Genomic DNA, 21,773 nt, shown 5'->3' on the forward strand with positions numbered 1-21,773 from the left:
CCCGGGAACGCGGAACGGCCCCACCCGGTAGGAAGTACCGGGTGGGGCCGCATACCGTGCCGGGCCCCGGACGGTCGCGATGCCCTCGCGACCGGGCTGAGGCCCGGGCCCGTGCGTCCTGTCCCTGAACGCGCGGGCCGGACGCCTCGTCAGGCGTCGGTCTTGGCCAGCTCGGGGCTGGAGTCCTGCCGGGCCGCGCCGCCGGCGACGGTGACGGCCGGCTTGGTCGTGCGGATCAGGAAGGGGACGACGCCGGCGATGACGCAGACGACGGCCGTGACCCAGAACGCGTGCTTGTAGGCGTCCAGGGTGGGCAGCAGCACCGGGATCTTGATCGGGAGCTTCATGGTGTCGCCGGTCAGGATGGCGGTCATCACGGCGGTGCCGATCGCGCCACCGACGGTGCGCAGCACGGAGTTCATGCCGTTGGCGATGCCGCTCTGCTCGACCGGGACGGCGCCGTTGATGAAGGCGGGCATCGCGGCGAAGGCGAGGCCGATGCCGAGGCCGAAGATCGCGGAAGCGGTGTAGATGTCGCCCTCGGCGCTGTGCCGCAGGGCCAGGTAGGCCATCGCGATCGCGCCGAGGACGCCACCGAGGACCAGCGGCAGGCGCGGGCCGCGGCGGGCGATCATCAGGGCGCCGATCGGGGCGGCGACCATCGAGCCGATCGCGGACGGCAGCAGCATCACGCCGGCGTGCAGCACGGTCGCGGTGAAGCCGTAGTGGGCCAGCTTCTCCGGGGTCTGGGCGAAGTTGCTGATGACCATGAACGAGCCGTACATGCCGAAGCCGATCAGCAGGCCGGCCAGGTTGGTGAAGGCGACGGCCGGGCGGCCCATCATCTTGAGGTCCACCAGCGGGTGGGCGACCTTGGTCTCGATGACGCCCCAGATCAGGGCGACCACCGCGGCGACGGCGAACAGGCCGAGGGTCTTGGTGGAGGTCCAGCCCCAGTGGTTGCCCTGGCTGACCGCGACCAGCAGGGCGGAGAGCCAGCCGGCCAGGGTGAGCGCGCCGAGCGGGTCGGCGCCGCCCTCCTTGTCGGTCACCGGGTCGGTCGGGACCCGGAAGGCGACCAGGGCGATGGCGAGCAGGCCGAAGGCCAGGCCCATCCAGAAGATGGACTTGTAGTTCCAGTGCTCCAGCAGCAGGCCGGTCGCGACCAGGCCGAGGCCGGAGCCGACGCCCATCGAGGCGCTGATGGCGGCGACGCCGCCGGTCACCTTCTGCTTGGGCAGCTCGTCACGGACGATGCTGATCGCCAGCGGCATCACGCCACCGCCGGCGCCCTGGAGGACGCGGGCGACGATCAGCCAGGTGAAGGAGTGGGTGCAGACGGCCAGCGCCGAACCGGCGATCAGGCCGGCCAGCGAGATCAGCAGCATGGGCTTGCGGCCCCGGAGGTCGCCGAAGCGGCCCAGCAGGGGAGTCAGCACGGCCGCGGACAGCAGGTTGGCGGTCATCAGCCAGGTGATGTTCGACCCGGAGACGTCCAGTTCCTTGGCCAGCGACGGCAGGATCGGGACGACCGCGGTCTGCACCACGCTGAAGGACAGCATCGCCAGGATGAGGGCCGGCAGGACCCGGGCGTTGCTCTGCTTCTCGGCCGCAGTGGTGGGCTGTGGTGCCTCACTCACGGTTGCTTCCTCCCGTACATAGTGAATGAACTCAAGTAACTGTGCGGGTGGATAGTTCATGATGTCAAATATCGAGTGGTTAAGGTTTGGCAAAGTGGGGAACTACGGCGCAACACGAGGGCCCCGGACCGGAGTCCGGGGCCCTCGTGGAACGGGCGGAGATCGGGGAGGTCAGGCCAGCGGGCGCAGGGCGGCGGGCCGGGGGCCGTCGGCCGCGTGGACGAGCGCCTCGCCCGCCTCGGCCGGTGCGGTGGCGGCCGTGTCGTCGTGGACCTCGACGTGCTCGCGGCGGAGCTCGTCCCGGACCACCTCCTCCTCCGTGTAGCGCTCCACCACCAGGCGGACCCGCTCGATCGGGGCGAGGTACTTGCGGACCACCGGCCGCTCCTCACGGAGGGTCACCTCCTCGACCGCCTCGTCGATCTCCTTCTCGGTCAGCGAGGCCAGCTCGGCCTCGCCGACCGGCATCCGCTCCACCCGGACCCGCTCGCGGACCACCGGGACGCGGCGCTCGACCTGCTCGCTGGTCACGTACTTGCGCAGCTTCGCGGTGCCCAGCACGTGCCACTCGGTGGTGATGTCCAGCCGCTCCTCGCGGCAGGTGATCTCGACCGGGCCGCTGGGGGCCGAGGAGGCGGCGGTGCCGTTCGCGGCCGGGGTGGTCGCGGTGGGCTGCGGCTTCGGCTCGGCCAGGTGGGCGGCGGCCGGCGCGAGGACGGTGCCGTTGGCGATCGGTGCGGGGGTGCTGAGGGTCCGCACGTGGGCCTCCGTGGCGGTGTCGGTGCTGGTGTGTGTCGTGCCGGTGCTGGTCATGGTGGTCGTGCCCGTCGCGGTCGCGGTCGCGGCCGGGGCGGGGTCGGGGTCGGGGGAGTGGAAGGCGATCGGCTTGGCGGCCGCGGCGGCCGTGGTGGTGCCGAAGTCGAGGTCCGGCCGGTCGTCCCGGGCGGGCTCCGTGGTGGCCGGACGGCCGTCCGCGGGGGTGTCGAGGCCGTAGTAGCGGTAGAGCTGGAGCTCCTGGGCCGGCGACAGGTGCTGGCCCACGCCGAAGTCCGGCGAGTCCTTCACCAGCGACTTGTCGTACGGCACCCGGAGCTCCTCGCCGGAGAACTCGCTCGTGGTGAGCGGGACGAAGGCGTCCCGGCCGAAGATGCCGGTGCGGACGGCCGCCCACTCCGGATGCCCGGTGGCGTCGTCCAGGTACACCTCGTCCACCGTGCCGATCTTGTCCCCGTTGCGGTCGACCGCCTTGTGGCCGATGAGGTCCCTGGGGTCGATGTCGGTCTGCACTCTTTCCTCCAAGCGCTGCGCCTGCGGAACTCCCGCAGGTGAGGCGGCCGGAGCACCCGTCCCGTCCGCCACTTCACACCAAAAGCCATCAATCGGACGCGCGCGACCGGGGTGCGCCGGACGGGCTTCGCGCTGGGCCGTCCGGGGGACGCGCGTAGACCCGGAGTGACCGGACGCACCCGTGATCGGAAGCCCTCCCGCTGGTACCCTGGGCCGCGACCGCCGAGCCCGCTCGGGAGAGTCCCCGACAGTGAAAACCGCTGGTCGGGGCGCCGAAGGAGCAACTCCTCCCCGGAATCTCTCAGGCATCCGTACCGTGCGGGATAGGTCACTCTGGAAAGCAGGGCAGGACCGCCGGCGCGGGAGCCGACGATCACCACCCTCACCGACGGTGCAAGCCGACGGCGCGCCATCGCGCGGCGTGCGGGCGAAGCTCTCAGGTCCCGATGACAGAGGGGGAGGCCTTTCGGGTCCGCCCGCCCAGGTCGGTCCGCTGTCCGCAGCGGCGCGACCGGCCGGCGTGCGTACCCCCGCCGGTCCGTGACCAGGAGGCCTCGACCACCATGAACGCCCAGCCGAACGCGGGACGCCCCACCAGCGCCTCGACCCTCACCGAGCTTGAGCTGGCCAGCCCCTTCGAGAACCGCCACATCGGCCCCGACGCCGCCGCGCAGGAGAAGATGCTGGCCTCCGTCGGCTACGGCTCGCTGGACGAGCTCGCCGCCACCGCCGTTCCCGAGGCGATCCGCTCCATCACCGCCCTGGACCTGCCCGCCGGCCGCAGCGAGGCGCAGGTCCTCGCCGAGCTGCGCGAGCTGGCCGGCCGCAACCAGGTGCTCCAGCCGATGATCGGCCTGGGCTACTACGGCACCTTCACCCCGCCGGTGATCCTGCGCAACGTCATGGAGAACCCGGCCTGGTACACCGCGTACACCCCGTACCAGCCGGAGATCTCGCAGGGCCGCCTGGAGGCCCTGCTCAACTTCCAGACCCTGGTCTCCGACCTGACCGGTCTGCCCACCTCCGGCTCCTCGCTGCTGGACGAGGGCACCGCGGCCGCCGAGGCGATGGCGCTGGCCCGCCGCGTCACCAAGGTCAAGGGCGGCGTCTTCCTGGTCGACGCCGAGACCCTGCCGCAGACCGTCGCGGTGATCAACACCCGCGCCGTGCCGACCGGCGTCGAGGTCGTCGTCGCCGACCTGTCCGAGGGCATCCCGGCCGAGATCGCCGAGCGCGGCGTCTTCGGCGTGCTGCTGCAGTACCCGGGCGCCACCGGCGTGGTCCGCGACCTCACCGCGGTGATCGAGCAGGCGCACGGCCTGGGCGCGATCGTCGCCGTCGCCGCCGACCTCCTGGCGCTGACCCTGCTCAAGTCCCCGGGCGCGCTGGGCGCCGACATCGCCTGCGGCACCTCGCAGCGCTTCGGCGTCCCGATGGGCTTCGGCGGCCCGCACGCCGGCTACCTCTCGGTGCGCGCCGAGTACGCCCGCTCGCTGCCCGGCCGCCTGGTCGGCGTCTCCGTCGACGCCGACGGCAACCGCGCCTACCGCCTGGCCCTGCAGACCCGCGAGCAGCACATCCGCCGCGAGAAGGCCACCAGCAACATCTGCACCGCCCAGGTGCTGCTCGCCGTGATGGCCTCGATGTACGCCGTCTACCACGGCCCGGACGGCCTGGCCGACATCGCCCGCCGCACCCACCGCTACGCCGCCGCCCTCGCCGAGGGCCTGCGGGCCGGCGGCGTCGAGCTGCTGCACGGCGAGTTCTTCGACACCGTCACCGCCGTCGTCCCGGGCCGCGCCGCCGAGATCGCCGCCGCCGCCCGCGCCAACGGCATCAACGTGTTCCAGGACGGCGAGGACCGGATCTCGGTCTCCGCCGACGAGACCACCACCCGCGAGCACCTGGCCGGCGTCTGGGCCGCGTTCGGCGTCCCCGCGGTCGAGGTCGCCGAGGCCGCCGACGCGCTGCCGGCCGCGCTGCTGCGCGAGGACGAGTACCTGACCCACCCGGTCTTCCACAGCCACCGCTCGGAGACCGCCATGCTGCGCTACCTGCGCCGCCTCTCGGACCGGGACTACGCGCTGGACCGCGGCATGATCCCGCTGGGCTCCTGCACCATGAAGCTCAACGCCACCACCGAGATGGAGGCGGTGACCTGGCCGGAGTTCGGCCAGCTGCACCCCTTCGCGCCGGTCGACCAGGCCGCGGGCTACCTGACCCTGATCCGCCAGCTGGAGCAGCAGCTCGTCGAGGTCACCGGCTACGACGCCGTCTCGATCCAGCCGAACGCCGGCTCCCAGGGCGAGCTGGCCGGCCTGCTGGCCGTCCGGGCCTACCACCACGCCAACGGTGACGCCCAGCGCGACGTCTGCCTGATCCCGTCCTCGGCGCACGGCACCAACGCCGCCTCCGCGGTGATGGCCGGCATGCGCGTGGTCGTGGTGAAGACCCTGGTCGACGGCGACGTGGACGTCGAGGACCTCAAGGCCAAGATCGAGCAGCACCGCGACAACCTGTCGGTGCTGATGGTCACCTACCCGTCGACCCACGGCGTGTACGAGACCCAGATCACCGACATCTGCGCCCTGGTGCACGAGGCCGGCGGCCAGGTGTACGTCGACGGCGCCAACCTGAACGCCCTGGTCGGCCTGGCCAAGCCGGGCAAGTTCGGCGCGGACGTCTCGCACCTGAACCTGCACAAGACCTTCTGCATCCCGCACGGCGGCGGCGGCCCGGGCGTCGGCCCGGTCGCGGTGCGCGCCCACCTGGCGCCGTACCTGCCGAACCACCCGCTCCAGGAGGAGGCCGGCCCGGCCACCGGCGTCGGCCCGATCTCGGCCGCGCCGTGGGGCTCGGCGGCGATCCTGCCGATCTCCTGGGCGTACGTCCGGCTGATGGGCGGCGAGGGCCTCAAGCACGCGACCCAGGTCGCCGTGCTGAACGCCAACTACATCGCCAAGCGCCTCGCGCCGCACTTCCCGGTGCTCTACACCGGCCCGGGCGGGCTGGTCGCGCACGAGTGCATCATCGACCTGCGCCCGCTGACCAAGGAGACGGGCGTGACGGTGGACGACATCGCCAAGCGCCTGATCGACTACGGCTTCCACGCGCCGACGATGTCCTTCCCGGTGGCCGGCACGCTGATGATCGAGCCGACCGAGTCCGAGGACCTGCACGAGATCGACCGGTTCTGCGACGCGATGATCGAGATCCGCAGCGAGATCGACAAGGTCGGCTCGGGCGAGTGGGCGGCCGACGACAACCCGCTGCGCAACGCCCCGCACACCGCCGCCGTGCTGGCCGGCGACTGGGCGCACGGCTACTCGCGGCAGGAGGCGGTCTTCCCGGCGGGCGTGAACCCGGCGGACAAGTACTGGCCGCCGGTGAGCCGGATCGACGGCGCGTACGGCGACCGCAACCTGGTCTGCTCCTGCCCGCCGCTGGACGAGTACGGCGTCTGATCGACCGCGCAGGAACGAGGCAGGGCCCCGGCAGAACGTTTCTGCCGGGGCCCTGCCCTTGTGCGCTGTCCGGGTGTCGGACGGGGTGCCGCGTGGGCTCGGGCCGTGGCGGCGCGGGCGGTGGGGCGGCGGGGCGGCGTGGGCTCAGGCCGCGTGGGCGACCGGGCGGCGCGGGGCGATCACCCGGCCGTCGGGCAGCAGTTCTCCGGTGTCCTCGAACAGGAGGACGCCGTTGCAGAGCAGGCTCCAGCCCTGCTCCGGGTGGCAGGCCACCGGCTCGGCCGCTTCGCGGTCCTCGGACTCGGCCGTCGGGCACTCAGGACGGTGCTGGCACATACGCGTACCCTCGCTTCGCTCTGCGATCCTCCCCGTGGTGCGGTTCCCGGAGGTCGAGCCGTCCGGGGCCGCCGTGGTGGTCGGATCCTGTCCGCGTGCCGGCCAGGTTTGGCCAGCACTCAAGTGGGTAGGACAGGGGGTCCTTCCACGCTGGTTCCCAGTGTCGGCATCTGCGGACGCGCGCGCAGCAATTTCGTGACATGCGCCACAACTCCGGGACAGAGATCACCCGTTCAGGTGGGGCCGGGGAGAAATCGCGCACCAGTGGGCCAGTCGGGGCATGGCCCGAGAGGGCCATGGCGGATGGCCCGTCCGGGTAGTGGCCGTTCGGGTGAGGGCGGCGGGCGGGGCGGGCGCGGCGAAGGGCCGCCGGGCGCGGTGCCCGACGGCCGGTGCGGTGCGCGTCCTCAGGGGGAGCCGAGCAGCAGGGATCCGGCCAGCGGGGCGCGGGCGAGCAGCGGGAGCAGCTCGGCGGCCGGGTAGGCGCGGTGCGCGGTGACGCCGAGCGGGGCCGGGGCCAGCGGGATCAGCAGGTCGGCGGACGGGCCGGCGTCGGGGCTGTGCAGCCAGAGCGCGGTGGCGTACTGGCCGGGGAAGGTGAGCAGCCGGGGCTGGCGGCGGGAGCGGGAGCCCTGGGCGAGCTGCCAGGCCTCGCGCAGTGCCCGGACGGTGGAGGAGAGGTACGGGCCGGCGGTGAAGTGGGAGAAGGTGTGGCCCTCGGGGCTCTGCACCACCTCGGCGGCGGCGGCCACGTCGGGGCCGTCCTTGATCAGGAACCGCCAGCCGGTGCGCCGGGCGGCGGGCAGCTCGGGGCGCGGGCCGTCCAGGACGTGCACCGCGAGCGGGTGCGCGGGGAGCAGTGGACCGGTCGGGTGACGCAGCGCGGCGGCGGCGGGCTGGCGCAGCGCGGTCTCCGAGTCGAGCGCGCCCAGGACCGCGCGCAGGGCACTCGGTGGGGGCTGGGGGGTCTGCAGGGTCATGGCGGGGTCCGCCTCTCCAAGCGAGATCGGCGTGCGAGTGCGGCATACCGGCGCGGCTCGGCGCGTCCACGGTGACGGGGGCCGGCCTTGTCCGGTTGTGCAGGATCGCGGCGCCGGCGCGGTCTCCGCCGTCGATGAGGGACTCGGGGCGGGAGCGGACCGGCCGGAGCGCAGTGCGAACTCAGCGGCTTCATCGAACAAATGCGCAGGGTGATCTGTTTATCACAGGCGGTGGCGGCGGGCAAGTCTGCAGATGACCTGAATTCCCGTCAGATGCCTTGCAATGCAAGCCAGTACAAGCATTCGGGTATCGATCTTCGAGGTGGGCATGATGCTGGCACGGTCGACCGGCCGGGTGTCTCAGGAGGAGGGGACCGTGGGCGAGAAGGTCGTGGCGACACGGGCGGATCTGGCGGACCGGCAGCAGTACCGGCTCAAGCTCCAGGCCTGCCTCGACGCGCTCGGGCGGATGCTGCGCGAGGACCGCTTCGACCGGCCGCGGGCCGTGATGGGGCTGGAGATCGAGCTCAACCTGGCCGACGAACAGGGCCTGCCGGTCATGCGCAACGCCCAGGTGCTGAGCGCGATCGGGTCCAGCGACTTCCAGACCGAACTGGGCCAGTTCAACATCGAGGTCAACATCGTGCCGCACCGGCTCTGCGGGCACGTCTTCGAGGAACTGCGCGAGGAGATCGACACCGGGCTGCGGTACGCCGACCGGCAGGCGGCCGAGGCCGGCGCCCGGATCGTCATGGTGGGCATCCTGCCGACCCTGGAGAACGACCACACCGGGCTGGACGCGATGAGCCACAACCAGCGCTACAGCCTGCTCAGCGACCAGATCCTGGCCGCCCGGGGGGAGGACATCGCGCTGGACATCGAGGGCGTGGAGCACCTCCAGCTGGAGTCCATCACGATGGTCGCCGAGGCCGCCGCGACCTCGCTGCAACTGCACCTCCAGGTGACCCCGGAGCGGTTCTCCTCGGTGTGGAACGCCGCCCAGGCGATCTGCGGGCCGCAGCTGGCGCTCGGCGCCAACTCCCCCTTCCTGTTCGGACGGGAGCTGTGGCGGGAGACCCGGCCGGTGCTCTTCCAGCAGGCCTGTGACACCCGTTCGGCGGAGCTCAAGGCCCAGGGCGTGCGCCCGATCACCTGGTTCGGCGAGCGCTGGGTGGACTCGGCGTACGACCTGTTCGAGGAGAACCTGCGCTACTTCCCGGCGCTCCTGCCGATCTGCGACGACGAGGACCCGCTCAAGGTGCTGGCCTCCGGCGGCGCGCCCAGGCTCGCCGAGATGCGGCTGCACAACGGCACCATCTACCGCTGGAACCGCCCGGTGTACGACGTCTCCGGCGGGGTCGCGCACCTGCGGGTGGAGAACCGGGCGCTGCCGGCCGGGCCGACGGTGGCCGACACGCTGGCCAACGCCGCCTTCTACTACGGGCTGGTGCGGGTGCTCGCCGAGCAGCCCCGGCCGGTCTGGACCCGGCTGCCGTTCGAGCGGGCGGACGAGAACTTCCGCCAGGGCGCCCGGTACGGCATCGACGCGGTGTTCCAGTGGCCGCGCCCCGGCCGGGCCGGCCGCGGCGGCGGGCTGCAGACGGTGTCGGCGGTCGACCTGGTGCTCAACGAGCTCCTCCCGATGGCCTACCAGGGGCTGGACGAGTGGGGCGTGGAGCCCGCCGACCGGGACCGCTACCTGGGGATCATCGAGCAGCGCTGCCTGCGCCGCACCAACGGCGCCGCCTGGCAGAGCGCCACCTTCCACCGGTTGCGCGAGCAGTACGGCATGGACCGCCCGGCCGCGCTCGCCGCGATGACCAGGCGCTACGCCGAGCACATGCGCGGCGGCGAACCGGTGCACACCTGGCCGGTGGGCTGAGCCCGCCGCTGTGTCAGGATGATCGCCCCGGTCGTCGGCCGACGACCGGAGCGACCGTCCGTCCGCTGGAGCACCCGTGACGACCCGCCCGACCGTGCCGGAGACCGTGCGGCCCGACCGACGCCTGCTCGGCGTGGAACTGCTGGTCGTCCTCGGCCTCTCGCTCGGGGCCAGCGGGATCAGCGCGCTGATCAGCTTCGCGGGCTCGCTCACCGAACCGCTCCAGCTCGGGCAGCAGGTCGCCACCCTGAACGGCTCGCGCGCGCCCGGGCGGCCCTGGCTGGACCTGGTCTGGCAGCTGTACTACATCGGACGCGGGCTGATGCCGGTGGTGCTGGTCGGCTACCTGCTGGTGCGCGAGGGCGCCTCGCTGCGGGTGCTGGGCTTCGACCTGCGGGAGAAGCTGCGCGACCTGGGCCGGGGCGCGGCCGTCGCGGCGGCGATCGGCGGCTCCGGGCTGGTGCTGTACCTGGCCTCGCAGGCGGCCGGGTACAACCTGACGGTGGCGCCCTCCGGACTGCCGGACGTGTGGTGGCGGGTGCCGGTGCTGGTGCTGTCGGCCTGGCAGAACGCGATCCTGGAGGAGGTCGTCGTCCTCGGCTACCTGCTGCGCCGGCTGGGGCAGCGGGGATGGTCCTGGCCGGCGGCGGTGGTGGCCAGCTCGGTGCTGCGCGGCTCGTACCACCTGTACCAGGGGGTCGGCGGGCTGGTCGGCAACATGGTGATGGGGGCGGTGTTCTGCCTGCTGTACCGGCGCTGGGGGCGGGTGATGCCGCTGGTGGCGGCGCACGCGCTGATCGACACGGTGGCCTTCGTCGGGTACGCGCTGCTCGCCGGGCACGTCAGCTGGCTGCCGACCCCCTGACCGGTGATCCCGACAGGGACTGGCTGCGCGGCGGGCGGGCGAGCAGCCGGTCGACGTGCCGGCGCTCCAGGCCCCGGCCGGGGTCGATCGGCAGCAGCAGGCGGTCCCGGCGCCACAGCGAGCGGCGGACCAGCCGGGACGGGATGACGTCGTCCACCCAGGCGAACGGGCGGCCCTCGGCGTAGCGCAGCAGCGGTGCCCACTTGCGGGCGGAGAACAGCTGCATCAACGGGACGTGCGGGTCGCCGGGTTGCTGGACGTACCCGGTGAAGCGGACGAAGGGGAGCGGGTCCAGGCCGATCGCCGGGGCGATGTGGGTGTTGGCGTGCTCCTCCCAGGTGGTGGCCCAGACCAGCTCGTACGTCCCGGCGAGTTCGCGCAGCCAGGCGCCGTGCTCGGCGGAGAGCAGGACGGCGTAGCCGAGCAGGGTGTGGGTGTCGAACCCGGCGTCCGGAGGCGGGCAGACCGGGTTCAGCACCCCGTCGACGTCCAGGAACAGCAGTGGCTTCGGCACCGGTGGGCCCCCAAGTGGATGGATCTTCCTACCCGGTCGGACGAACCGTCGGCCCCGATGGTTGCTTTCCGACGGGCGCACGCGGGGCGCACAGGGCGCTCACGGCGCGGGCGCGGGTTCGCCGGCGGGCACCGGTGCGTCCGGGGTGCTTCCCCGCGGGTCGCGGCGGGAGAGCCGGCGGATCTGCGGGTCGATCAGGACGACGGCGCTCAGCAGCAGGCACAGCGCCGCGCAGGCCCACAGTGCGCCGGAGAGGCCGAGCGCGGCCGCGGCCGGGCCGGCCAGCGCGGTGCCGACCGGGGCCAGCGAGTAGGAGCCGAGCTCGTCGTACGCGGAGACCCGGGAGAACATCTCCTCCGGGATCTCCTGCTGGAGCACGACCATCCAGTTGACGCCGAAGACCGTGACGCCGACCCCGGACAGGAACATCGCGGCGATCAGCAGCGGCAGCGGGGCGCCGGCGGCCAGGGCGAGGGCCGGGGCGCCGAACAGGAACACGCCCCAGTTGCCGACCAGCAGGATCCGGCGGGGGCGCCAACGGGCCATCAGCAGGCCGGTGACGACCAGGCCGACGCCGTACGCGGACATCGCCAGGCCCCAGGCGCCCGCGCCGCCCAGGCGTTCGTCGGCCACCGTCGGCCCGTACACCGCCTCGACGGTGTTGATGCAGGCCACCACGACGGCGAACTGCAGCACGATCACCCACAGCCAGCGGCGGGAGGCGAACTCCCGCCAGCCCTCGCGCAGGTCGCGCAGCATGCCGCCGCCGGAGGGGGCGGGCGCGGACTCGGGCTCCAGGAAGAAGCGCAGGGAGGCGGCGACCAGGAAGCAGAGGGCGTCCAGGGCCAGCACCCAGCCGGGGCCGACGGCGGCGGTGAGCGCCCCGCCGAGGGCGGCGCCGCCGATCTGGGAGGCGTTCAGGCCCATCCGGAAGACCGCGAAGGCGCGGGCGGCGTGCTCCTGGGGGACGGCCTGCATGATCATGCCGCCGGCCGCGGGGGAGTAGAGGGCGTAGCCGGCGCCGCCGGCGGCGGAGAGCACCAGCAGCTGCCACAGCTGGACGTTCCCGGCCAGCACCAGGGCGGCCAGCACGGCCTGGGAGGCGCCGCTGAACAGGTTGGCGGCGACCATCACGTGGTGGCGCGGGAGCCGGTCGGCGAGGGTGCCGCCGACCAGCAGGAACAGCACGGTGGGCAGCAGCCGCGCGGCGGTGACGTAGCCCACCTCGGTGGCGCCGCCGCCGTTGCCGAGGACGGCGAAGGCGGTGGCGATGGGGGCGCCGGCGTTGCCGAGGCCGCTGATCACGGTGGCGGCGGTCTGGATGCGGAAGTTGCGGCTCGCCCAGGTGGGGCGGCGGGGGAGTGGGGTCGGCACCCGGGTGACTATGGTCGGAGTTCGTACCGGTGTCATCCGGATTTCGCGCCCGAACCGGTGGGGGCGGGCGCCGGCGGCGGATGGGGCGGGGCGGTGGGGCGGGGCGTCAGCCCAGGTGGCCCCAGAGGAAGGTGAGGGTACGGCGCCAGGCGATCCGGGCCTGGAGGGCGTCGTAGGTGCCCAGCGGGTTCTCGTCGTTCATGAAGGCGTGCCCGGCCGGGTAGAAGTGGATCTCGGGGCGGACGTCGGTGGCCTCGCCGATCCGGGTGGCCGCCTCGTCCACGTCGGCCATCGGGATCGAGCCGTCGAGTTCGCCGAAGTGGCCGAGGACGTGGGCGGTCAGGCCGCGGTAGTCGAAGTCGGGGTCCGCCGGGAGGCCGTAGAAGGGGACCGCGGCGGCCACGGCGTCGCCGGCCCGGGCCGCCAGCATCAGGGCGAAGCCGCCGCCCATGCAGAAGCCGACCGCGCCGACCGCGTCGCCGACCACGCCGTCCAGCGCGAGCAGGTGGCCGACGGCGCCGGAGAGGTCCTCGACGGCCCGCTCGACCGGGAGTTCGCGCTTGAGCCGGGCCGCCTCGGCGCCGTCGTGGGTGGTGGTGCCGCCGAAGAGGTCGGGGGCCAGCACGGTGAAGCCCTCGGCGGCGAAGCGGTCGGCCATGTCCGCGACGTGCGAGGTGAGCCCCCACCACTCCTGGACCACCACCAGGCCCGGTCCGACGCCCTGCGGAGGGCGGGCCAGGTACCCGTGCGCGGTGCGGCCGTTGCTCGGGAAGCTGACGTTCTGCCGGGGGCCGCCGTGGTCGGGCATGGCTTCCTCTCGGTGGGTCGGGCCGGTCGGGGCTGGGCCGTTCGGCGGTCGGGCCGTTCGGTGGGTCGGGCCGTCTGCGGCGGGGAGCGGGAGGGCGGGGCCGGTCAGCCCATCTCCTCCAGGGCGCGGCCCTTGGTCTCCTTGATGCAGAAGGCCACGAACGGGATGGAGAGCAGCGCGAAGGCCGCGTAGATGACGTACGTCGCGGAGAGGTTCCAGTCGGCGAGGTCCGGGAAGCTGACCGTGATCGCCCAGTTGGCGATCCACTGGGCCGAGGCCGCGACCGACAGGGCCAGCGCCCGGATCCGGTTGGGGAACATCTCGCCGAGCAGCACCCAGACCACCACGCCCCAGGAGAAGGCGAAGCAGAGCACGAACACGTGGGCGGCGACCAGGGCGACGGTGGCGTGGGTGTTGTCCAGGGTCGCGGTGTCGCCGGTGCCGTGCCGGTAGGAGAACGCCCAGGCGGCGGTGCCCAGCGCGGCCGCCATGCCGATCGAGCCGGCCAGGGCCAGCGGCTTGCGGCCGATCCGGTCCACCAGGGCCATCGCGATCACCGTGCCGATCACGTTGACGATGGAGGTGGAGAGGCTGATCAGCAGCGAGTTGGACTCGTTGATGCCGACCGACTGCCAGAGCAGGGAGGAGTAGTAGAAGATCACGTTGATGCCGACGAACTGCTGGAACACCGAGGCGCCGATGCCGATCCAGACGATCGGCAGCAGGCCGAAGCGGCCGCCGAGCAGGTCCTTGAGCCGGGGCTTGTGGGCGGATTCCAGCACCGCGCGGATCTCGGCGACCCGGGCGTCCAGGTCGACGTCCTCGCCCTCGACCTCGACCAGCACCTTGCGGGCCTGCTCCTCGCGGTGGTCGGCGATCAGGAAGCGCGGCGACTCCGGGATGGAGAGCGCCATCAGCCCGTACACCAGGGCCGGGATGGTCTCGACGCCGAGCATCCACTGCCAGGCCTGGATGCCGCCGAGGTGGCCGGTGGACTCGCCGCCGGCGGCCTGGTTGAGCGCGTAGTTGGCGAGCTGCGAGACGGTGATGCCGAGCACGATCGCCATCTGCTGGAAGGAGGCGAGCCGGCCGCGGTAGGCGGTCGGCGCGACCTCGGCGATGTAGGTCGGCGCGATCACCGAGGCGATGCCGATCGCGACGCCGCCGACCACGCGCCAGCTCGCGAGGGCCTCGATGTTCGGCGGGAACATCGAGCCGATGCCGCTGGCCGCGAACAGCACGGCGGCCAGCAGCATGGTGCGCACCCGGCCGAAGTGGTCGGCCAGCCGGCCGGCGACCACCGCGCCGGCGGCCGAGCCGAGCAGCGCGATGGCCACCACGAAGGCGGTGGTGCCGTGGCCCACCGCGAAGTGCTTCTGGATGCCCGTCACGGCGCCGTTGATCACGGCGCTGTCGTAGCCGAACAGGAAGCCGCCCATCGCGGCGGCCGCCGAGATGAAGATCACGTGCCCGAGGTGGGCCTCGCCGGAGGCCCGCTGGTGATGGACTGTAGACACGCGCGCTCCCCGGGTGGACGGGCCCGCCCCGACGGCTGGGCAGGACTCGTCTCACATTCGAGCAGCGCGGCGGCCGACCCGCCCGAGTTGGGGACCGATCGGGTGAAACGGGGTCAGTCGGCGGCGCGCGCGGTGGCCGTGCGCCGCTCCTGGAGCCGCTCCTGACGTCGGCGGTGGCGCCGCAGCAGTTGGGTGCGGGCGGCGGCGTCCTGGTCCCGGCGGAGCGCCGGGGCGTCCGCGCGCTCGGCGAGCCGCCCGGCGATCGCGTGCTGTTCGGCGGCCGGCTTCTTGTCGTCGTACTTGAACTTGGCGCGCACCTCGCGGACCGTCAGTCGGAGCCCGCGCAGGCCGGGCAGCAGCCGGCCGAACTCCGTCCGGCCGGGGACCACCCGGACCTCAGGGGTCTCCGGCTGGAAGTGCGCCAGCTGGCGGTTGAGGATCTCCGCCTTGCCCTCGGCGGACTCCACCACCTCGGCGGTGCAGTGGAAGTGCACCGAGGCGTAGTAGCTGGTGGGCGTGCCGGGCTCGCCGCGCCAGTGGCCGGGCGCGAAGGCGTAGCCGTCGGTGACCGCCAGGGTGACGTTCGGGTCGGCGCGGACGGCGGTCAGCAGCGGGTTGGGCGTGGCGAGGTGGAGCAGGATCTCGCCGCCCTCCTCGTCCAGCAGGAAGTGGGTGGGGACGAGCACCGGGCCCTCGTCGGGGCCGCCGTTGGCGGCGAGCAGGCCGAAGTCGCGGCCCTCGGCCAGCCAGGCGCGCCACTCCTCCTCGTCACCTCGGTCCCAGGACCTGATCAGCATCGAACGGCCTTCCTCAGCGGGGGTAGCGGCGCATGTGCGCGGGCAGCGGGACGTTCGGGTCGTGCGGCTCGGGGGCGCCGTAGGCGGTGCTGACCGGGACGGTGCCGGACCAGTACGGCAGGTCGGCGTCGGCCGGGTCGTCGGCGGCGCCGTCCGAGCGGGTCTTCGCCGAGACCTCGTCCAGCTCCAGCCGGAGCACGGCGGTGGCGGCGAGCTCCTTGGGGTTGGCCGGGCGGATCTCGCCGGAGCGGCCGGGGACGACCTGGTCGACGATGGCGGCCAGCGCGACGTCCAGCTCCTCGGGGTCGGTGACCTGGTACGCGGTGCCGTGGGCGACCACCGAGCGGAAGTTCACCGAGTGGTTGAACGCGGACTTGGTCAGCACCAGGGCGTCGACGTGGGTGACCGTGAGGCACACCTGGAGGCCCTGGTCGTCGGCGGCGCCGCGCAGCGGGCGGCTGCCGGTGGAGCCGTGGACGTAGAGCCGGCTGCCGACCCGGGCGAAGACCGTGGGCAGGACGACCGGGGCGCCGTCGACGACGAAACCGAGGTGGCAGAGGTAGGCCTCGTCGAGGATGGCGTGGATCGCCTCGCGCTCCCAGGTGGCGCGGTCCTTGTAGCGGGTGGGGGTGGTGCGTGGGGTCCGGGCGTAGTCGGTGCCCTCGGTGTTCGTCGGCGTGGTCGACATGACAACCCCTATGTACTAGTGCATAATCTGGTTTGTGCTAGGAGACTATCCGCTGAAAGGGCGACGCGCCAGCGAAATCGCGGCCCACATCGAACAGGGCGTGAGCAGCGGACAGCTCGCGCCCGGAACCCCGCTCCCCCCGCTGCGCGACCTCGCCGTCGAACTCGGCGTCAACCCCAACACGGTGGCCGCCGCCTACCGGCTGCTGCGCGACCGGGGCGTGATCGAGACGGCCGGCCGCAAGGGCAGCCGGATCCTGCCCCGACCCGCGCTCACCCCCCGCGACCAGATCCGCGTCCCGGTGCCCGAACGCGCCCGCGACCTCTCCACCGGCAACCCCGACCCGGCGCTGCTGCCCGACCTCGCCCCCGCCCTCGCGGCCGCGGTCGCCCGGACCGGACCCGTGCTGTACGGGCAGTCGCGGATCGACCCCGGGCTGCTCGAACTCGCCCGCAGCTCCTTCGAGGCCGACGGACTGCCCGGCGGCCCGATCGCCGTCGCCTCCGGCGCGCTGGACACCATCGAGCGCACGCTCGGCGCCTGGCTGCGCCCCGGCGACGCGGTGGCGGTCGAGGACCCGGGCTGGGGCAGCCTGCTCGACCTGCTGCCCGCGATGGGGCTGCGCCCCCTGCCCGTACGGCTGGACGACGAGGGGCCGCTGCCGGAGGCGCTGGCCGCGGCACTCACCGACGGGGCCCGCGCGGTGGTGGTGACCAGCCGGGCGCAGAACCCGACCGGTGCGGCGCTCGGCGAGGCGCGGGCCGCGGCGCTGCGGGCCGTGCTGGCCGAGCACCCCGGGGTGCTGCTGATCGAGGACGACCACGGGCACGGCATGGTCGACCAGCCGTACCGGCCGCTGGTCGGCGCGGGGCCGCGGCACTGGGCGGTGGTGCGCTCGGCGGCCAAGGCGTACGGGCCGGACCTGCGGGTGTCGGTGATGGTCGGCGACGAGGAGACGGTCGGGCGGGTCGCCGGGCGGCTGCGGCTCGGCGCGGGCTGGGTCAGCCACCTGCTGCAGCGCACCGTCGCCGAGCTGTGGCGCGCCGACGCGGCGCCCGCCGCGAGCGTGGCCGCCGCCTACCGGGAGCGGCGGGACGCGCTGCTGGCGGAGCTGGCGGCGCGCGGCATCGAGGCGCACGGGGCGAGCGGGCTGAACGTCTGGGTGCCGGTGCCGGACGAGACCTCGGCGCTGGCGGCCCTGGTGCAGCGCGGCTGGGTCGCGGCGCCCGGGGCGCGGTACCGGATCCAGTCGCCGCCCGGGCTGCGGTTCACCGTCGCGGGACTCGACCGGGCGGGCGCAAGGGACCTGGCCAACGATCTGGCGGCGGTTCTGGGAACGGGCGGTGCCGACACCCGGCTGGTCTGAACCCGTCGGTAACAAAGCGGGAAACCTGCTGCACGTACCTAGCGGTAACCGGCGCGGCCATGCCATCTTTCGTGCGCCACCGGCGCCGGCGGCCTTCCCTCACGTACGCGTCTTCCCGTCCCCATCGCGCGGGGAGACCGAGCCGCAGGAGTTCCGCCGTGCCCGAAAACAGTTCGAGCAGCACCAGCAGCACCCCTGGACTCGGCCGTCGGCTGCTCACCGCAGCCGCAGCCCTGCCGCTGACCCTGGCGGGGCTGGCCCTCGCCGCGCCCGCCTCGGCGGCCCCGGCCGCGCCGGCCGCCGCGCCGGGCGGACCGACCGCGAGCGTCACGCTCGGCGACAGCTACATCTCCGGCGAGGCCGGCCGCTGGAAGGGCAACTCGGCCGACTCCAGCGGTAACCGGACCGGGACCGACCGGGCCTGGAACGGCAGTTCGTACGACCCCTCGCTGGTCTACGGCGCGACGGCGGCCAGCGGGTGCGACCGCTCCGACGTCGCCGAGGTGCTCGGCGCCCAGGGCGTCGCCCAGAAGCAGGTCAACCTGGCCTGCTCGGGCGCCGTCACCGGCAACGTCTTCCGCGCCTCCAACGGCGGGCAGTCCCTCAAGGGCGAGGCCCCGCAGGCCGACCAACTCGCCACCGTGGCGGCCCATAACAACGTCAAGCTGATCACGCTGTCGATCGGCGGCAACGACCTCGGCTTCTCCGGGATCATCTCCAACTGCGTGCAGGACTACCTGGTCTGGTACTCCTACTGCCACAGCTCGGCGCAGTCCCAGATCGACTCCAAGATGCCCACCGCGATGGCCGGGGTGAGCAAGGCGATCGACGAGATCCGGGCCGTCATGACCAACGCGGGCTACGCGCGCTCCGACTACCGGCTGGTGCTCCAGTCGTACCCCTCGCCGATCCCGCGCAGCGCCGAGATGCGCTACCCGGAGAGCGGCTGGAGCCGGTCGGACACCGGCGGCTGCCCGTTCTGGGACGGCGACGCCGACTGGGCGCGCGACTCGATGGTGCCGCAGATCTCCAAGGCGCTGGCGGGGGTCGCGGCCGCCAAGGGGGCGCAGTTCCTGGACCTCTCCAACATGCTCCAGGGCCGTGAGGTGTGCTCCACCTCCGCGCAGCAGCCGAGCGCGGGCTCCGGCCCGTCCGCGACCACCAGCGAGTGGGCGCGCTTCCTGGACGGCGGTCTCAACACCAGCCAGGGCGCGGTCCAGGAGTCGATGCACCCGAACTACTACGGGCAGCAGGCGCTGGGCGCGTGTCTGGGGCAGCTGTGGACCCGGCCGACCGGCAACTACGCGTGCAACAACACGGCCGGGCGGGACGCGAGCGGGATGTACCTGACGGCGGAGTGAGGCGGACGTGCCGCCGCCCCTCGTCCGGAGTGTGCGGGTGGGGGGCGGCGGTGCGGCGCTCGGCTCGGCCTTCGGCTCGGCGCTCGGCTCGGCTTTCGGGTTCAGCCCTTGGCGAGCAGGGACTGGGCGTGGGCGCGGACCTGATCCTTCGTCAGATAGGCGTCGGTGTACTCGAAGTCCTGCAGCCGGGCGGGCTGGCGGGCCAGGAAGCCGGTGCGGACGAAGTCGTCCCCGGCGGTCGCGTTGAGCAGCCAGTTCGCCCCCACCCGGAACTTCGCCGCGTTGGTGCGCATCGCCATCAGGTGGTAGCCGCGGGCCACCAACTGGGCCGGAACACCGCGTAGTTCGACGCCCACCGGCTTGGAGACCGCGTCCTTGCCGCCGAGGTCGACCACCAGGCCGAGGTCCTTGTGGTAGTACGGCTCCAGCGGCTGGCTGCGCAGCGAGGCGATCACGTTGTCGGCCACCGCGCGGCCCTGGCGGGCCGAGTGCTGGGCGGTCGGCGGGCAGACCGCGCCGTCGCCCTTGGCCAGGTCGGGGACGGCGGCCGCGTCGCCGAGCGCGAACACGCCCTCGAACTGCGGCACCCGCATCTCCGCCGTCACCGCGAGCCGGCCGCGGACCGTCTCCGCGTCCAGGGTGGCGATCAGCGGGCTCGCGGCCACCCCGGCCGTCCAGATCAGGGTGCGGCAGGGGATCACCCGGCCGTCGGTGAACTTGACCGTCTCGGCGCCGACCTCGGCCACCGACACGCCGAGCGACACCTCGATGCCGCGGCCGCGCAGCACCTCCAGGGCCGCCGTGCCGAGGGCGTCGCCCAGTTCGGGCATCAGCTTGGGGGCGATGTCGATCAGGTGCCACTTGATCTGCTGGGCGTCCAGGCGCGGGTAGCGGCGGGCGGCGGCGGTGGTGAGGCGCTGGAGGCAGGCGGCCGTCTCGGTGCCCGCGTAGCCGCCGCCGACGACCACGAACTGCAGCCGGGACTCGCGCTCGTGCTGGTCCAGGGTGGCCGAGGCGAGGTCGAGTTGGGCGATCACGTGGTCGCGGACGTAGGCCGCCTCGGCGAGCGTCTTCATGCCGCGGGCGTAGTCGGTCAGGCCGGGGATGTCGAAGGTGCGGGTGACGCTGCCGGGGGCGAGCACCAGGACGTCGTACTTCTGCGCGACCACCTCGTCGGTGATCTTGCGGACCACGCACACCCGGGAGGCCGGGTCCACGCCGATGGCGCCGCCGGGGACGATGTGGGTGCGGCGCAGGCTCCGGCGCAGGGAGACCGCCACGGACTGGGGGGTGAGGACGCCGGCCGCGACGTGGGGCAGGAGGGGGAGGTAGAGCTGGTAGCTGAACGGCGTGACCAGCGTGATCTCGGCCTCCGACGGCGAGAGCTTGCGTTCGAGGCGGCGGGCGCACTCCAGGCCTGCGAAGCCGCCGCCGACGATCAGGATCCGAGGTCGTTCCATCGCTCATCCCTTTGCCGTACAGGTCGTACCGGAAGGCCCCCATTACTGTCCGCCACACTCGCACGGAGCAGCGGGGGCTGCCACCGGGATGGGGCGCAGGGGGGAGGAGGGGGAAGAGGGGTTCCTGAAGAGGGGCTCCTGTCGGGGGCCGGGGCGGGGCGGGGCACCGATAGGCTGTCGGGCGTGCTCCCCGAGGTGACGGCGATCCGGTACGTGACGCCACTGCGAGAAGGCGGCTCGATGCCGGGCCTGGTCGAGGCCGACGACCGGCGGCTGTACGCGCTGAAATGGGTCGGCGCCGCGCAGGGCCGGAAGGCGCTGGTCGCGGAGGTGCTGGCCGGCGAGCTGGGGCGGCGGCTGGGGCTGCCGGTGCCGGAGCTGGTGACCGTCGACCTGGATCCGGTGCTCGCGCGCAGCGAGCCGGACCACCAGGTCCAGGACCAGATGCGGGCCAGCGGCGGGACCAACCTCGGGATGGCCTTCGTCAGCGGGGCGCTGAACTTCGACCCGCTCTGCTTCGAGGTGGACCCCGAACTGGCCGGGCAGGTGCTCTGGTTCGACGCGCTGATCGGCAACGTCGACCGGTCCTGGCGCAACCCCAACCTGCTGGTGGCGACCGGCGGGCTGCGCCTGATCGACCACGGCGCGAGCCTGATCTTCCACCACAACTGGCCCGGCGCCGCGGCCTGGGTGCGCCGCCCGTACGACGCCTCCGACCACGCGCTGCTGCGCGCCCGGCCGGACCTGGCGGCGGCGGACAAGGCGCTCGCGCCGATCGCGGAGGAGGCCGTCGAGGCGGCGGTGGCGCAGATCCCCGAGGTGTGGCTGGTGGACGAGTTCGGCTTCGACTCGCCCGAGGACGTACGCGCCGCGTACCGCGCCCAGCTGACCGGGCGACTGGCCGGTCCGCGGGACTGGCTGCCGGAGGTGTCCGCATGACCGGGCCGCTGTCGGCCGCGCTGCCGGCCGTCGTGGAGCTGCACGACTACGAGTACGCCGTGATCCGGGCGGTGCCGCGGGTCGAGCGGGGTGAGTGCGTGAACGTCGGGGTGCTGCTGTACTGCCGGCAGAGCGCCCACCTGGCCGCGCGGACCCACCTGGACCAGGCCCGGCTGCTGGCGCTGGACCCGGTCGCGGACGTGCAGGGGGTGCGCCGGGCGTTGCAGGGGATCGAGGCGGTCTGCCTGGGCGGGCCGCAGGCCGGTCCGGCGGCCTCGGACAGCCCCGGGCAGCGGTTCCGCTGGCTGACGGCGCCGCGCAGCGCGGTCGTCCAGCCGGGGCCGGTGCACACCGGGCTGACCGCGGACCCGGAGGTCGAGCTGCGGCGGCTGTTCGACCAGCTGGTGCTCTGACCCCGCCGCTCCGGGCCCGGCCCTGCTGCGCCTCCCGCGTCTCCGTCCCTCCTGTCCCTCGTGCCCCGAACGGGGGTACTGT

General features: G+C 73.4%; 18 protein-coding genes and 1 riboswitch. Of the genes, 7 read left to right on the plus strand and 11 right to left on the minus strand.

Annotated features, from left to right (window positions below; genetic code table 11):
- Window positions 1-149: 149 nt before the first annotated feature.
- On the minus strand, window positions 150-1,640 hold the full coding sequence (locus ACFY2K_RS18725; protein WP_380402126.1) for an MFS transporter: 1,491 nt from the start codon (window positions 1,638-1,640) through the stop codon (window positions 150-152).
- A gap of 171 nt (window positions 1,641-1,811) precedes the next feature.
- Window positions 1,812-2,927, minus strand: coding sequence for a PRC and DUF2382 domain-containing protein (locus ACFY2K_RS18730; protein WP_387712572.1), 1,116 nt, complete (start codon window positions 2,925-2,927; stop codon window positions 1,812-1,814).
- Between the two features lie 223 nt (window positions 2,928-3,150).
- A riboswitch (glycine riboswitch) is annotated at window positions 3,151-3,254 on the plus strand.
- A gap of 236 nt (window positions 3,255-3,490) precedes the next feature.
- On the opposite strand from ACFY2K_RS18730, the gene gcvP reads away from it, so the two are divergent.
- On the plus strand, window positions 3,491-6,391 hold the full coding sequence (gene gcvP / locus ACFY2K_RS18735; protein WP_387712575.1) for an aminomethyl-transferring glycine dehydrogenase: 2,901 nt from the start codon (window positions 3,491-3,493) through the stop codon (window positions 6,389-6,391).
- A 144-nt stretch (window positions 6,392-6,535) separates the two neighbouring features.
- Here the strand turns inward: gcvP and ACFY2K_RS18740 are convergent, their stop codons facing one another.
- Complete coding sequence (locus tag ACFY2K_RS18740) at window positions 6,536-6,727, minus strand: DUF5999 family protein (RefSeq protein ID WP_360242315.1); 192 nt, start codon at window positions 6,725-6,727, stop codon at window positions 6,536-6,538.
- A gap of 407 nt (window positions 6,728-7,134) precedes the next feature.
- Window positions 7,135-7,707 (minus strand): hypothetical protein, encoded by a 573-nt coding sequence (locus tag ACFY2K_RS18745; RefSeq protein WP_380402117.1) that lies wholly within the window; start codon window positions 7,705-7,707, stop codon window positions 7,135-7,137.
- 376 nt (window positions 7,708-8,083) lie between these two features.
- On the opposite strand from ACFY2K_RS18745, the gene ACFY2K_RS18750 reads away from it, so the two are divergent.
- Window positions 8,084-9,589, plus strand: a complete 1,506-nt coding sequence (locus ACFY2K_RS18750; protein ID WP_380528710.1) for a glutamate--cysteine ligase — start codon at window positions 8,084-8,086, stop codon at window positions 9,587-9,589.
- Window positions 9,590-9,665: 76 nt separating this feature from the next.
- Complete coding sequence (locus ACFY2K_RS18755) at window positions 9,666-10,454, plus strand: CPBP family intramembrane glutamic endopeptidase (RefSeq protein WP_375893597.1); 789 nt, start codon at window positions 9,666-9,668, stop codon at window positions 10,452-10,454.
- Here ACFY2K_RS18755 and ACFY2K_RS18760 read toward each other — a convergent pair.
- The 6 genes from ACFY2K_RS18760 to ACFY2K_RS18785 form a co-directional block, all read right to left on the minus strand.
- Window positions 10,432-10,968: an HAD domain-containing protein gene (locus tag ACFY2K_RS18760; RefSeq protein ID WP_380528711.1), complete on the minus strand. Its 537-nt coding sequence runs from the start codon at window positions 10,966-10,968 to the stop codon at window positions 10,432-10,434. The two genes, ACFY2K_RS18755 and ACFY2K_RS18760, sit on opposite strands and share 23 nt — an antisense overlap.
- Window positions 10,969-11,067: 99 nt before the next feature.
- Entirely contained in the window at window positions 11,068-12,342 is a 1,275-nt protein-coding gene (locus ACFY2K_RS18765) for an MFS transporter (RefSeq protein ID WP_375893601.1), read from the minus strand.
- A 106-nt stretch (window positions 12,343-12,448) separates the two neighbouring features.
- Window positions 12,449-13,150: a dienelactone hydrolase family protein gene (locus tag ACFY2K_RS18770; protein ID WP_380644507.1), complete on the minus strand. Its 702-nt coding sequence runs from the start codon at window positions 13,148-13,150 to the stop codon at window positions 12,449-12,451.
- Window positions 13,151-13,254: 104 nt separating this feature from the next.
- Window positions 13,255-14,667, minus strand: a complete 1,413-nt coding sequence (locus ACFY2K_RS18775) for a sugar porter family MFS transporter (RefSeq protein WP_380528714.1) — start codon at window positions 14,665-14,667, stop codon at window positions 13,255-13,257.
- A gap of 113 nt (window positions 14,668-14,780) precedes the next feature.
- Window positions 14,781-15,464 (minus strand): FMN-binding negative transcriptional regulator, encoded by a 684-nt coding sequence (locus ACFY2K_RS18780; protein WP_380528716.1) that lies wholly within the window; start codon window positions 15,462-15,464, stop codon window positions 14,781-14,783.
- Window positions 15,465-15,477: 13 nt separating this feature from the next.
- Entirely contained in the window at window positions 15,478-16,152 is a 675-nt protein-coding gene (locus ACFY2K_RS18785) for a pyridoxamine 5'-phosphate oxidase family protein (RefSeq protein ID WP_380402099.1), read from the minus strand.
- A gap of 34 nt (window positions 16,153-16,186) precedes the next feature.
- Between ACFY2K_RS18785 and ACFY2K_RS18790 the strand changes: the two genes are divergently transcribed.
- Window positions 16,187-17,518 carry an aminotransferase class I/II-fold pyridoxal phosphate-dependent enzyme gene (locus ACFY2K_RS18790; protein WP_387712582.1) on the plus strand — a complete coding sequence of 444 codons (1,332 nt, stop codon included), beginning with the start codon at window positions 16,187-16,189 and terminating at the stop codon, window positions 17,516-17,518.
- 158 nt (window positions 17,519-17,676) lie between these two features.
- Window positions 17,677-18,879: a GDSL-type esterase/lipase family protein gene (locus tag ACFY2K_RS18795; RefSeq protein ID WP_387712585.1), complete on the plus strand. Its 1,203-nt coding sequence runs from the start codon at window positions 17,677-17,679 to the stop codon at window positions 18,877-18,879.
- A 101-nt stretch (window positions 18,880-18,980) separates the two neighbouring features.
- On the opposite strand, the gene ACFY2K_RS18800 is transcribed toward ACFY2K_RS18795, so the two are convergent.
- Window positions 18,981-20,339 carry an NAD(P)/FAD-dependent oxidoreductase gene (locus tag ACFY2K_RS18800; RefSeq protein WP_380528719.1) on the minus strand — a complete coding sequence of 453 codons (1,359 nt, stop codon included), beginning with the start codon at window positions 20,337-20,339 and terminating at the stop codon, window positions 18,981-18,983.
- 183 nt (window positions 20,340-20,522) lie between these two features.
- On the opposite strand from ACFY2K_RS18800, the gene ACFY2K_RS18805 reads away from it, so the two are divergent.
- Both ACFY2K_RS18805 and ACFY2K_RS18810 read left to right on the plus strand, forming a co-directional pair.
- Window positions 20,523-21,278 carry a HipA family kinase gene (locus ACFY2K_RS18805; protein WP_375893615.1) on the plus strand — a complete coding sequence of 252 codons (756 nt, stop codon included), beginning with the start codon at window positions 20,523-20,525 and terminating at the stop codon, window positions 21,276-21,278.
- Complete coding sequence (locus tag ACFY2K_RS18810) at window positions 21,275-21,691, plus strand: DUF3037 domain-containing protein (RefSeq protein WP_375893616.1); 417 nt, start codon at window positions 21,275-21,277, stop codon at window positions 21,689-21,691. The genes ACFY2K_RS18805 and ACFY2K_RS18810 overlap by 4 nt, the downstream gene beginning before the upstream one ends.
- Window positions 21,692-21,773: the final 82 nt, after the last annotated feature.

It is taken from the genome of Kitasatospora sp. NPDC001309 (assembly GCF_042896295.1).
Taxonomy (GTDB): domain Bacteria; phylum Actinomycetota; class Actinomycetes; order Streptomycetales; family Streptomycetaceae; genus Kitasatospora.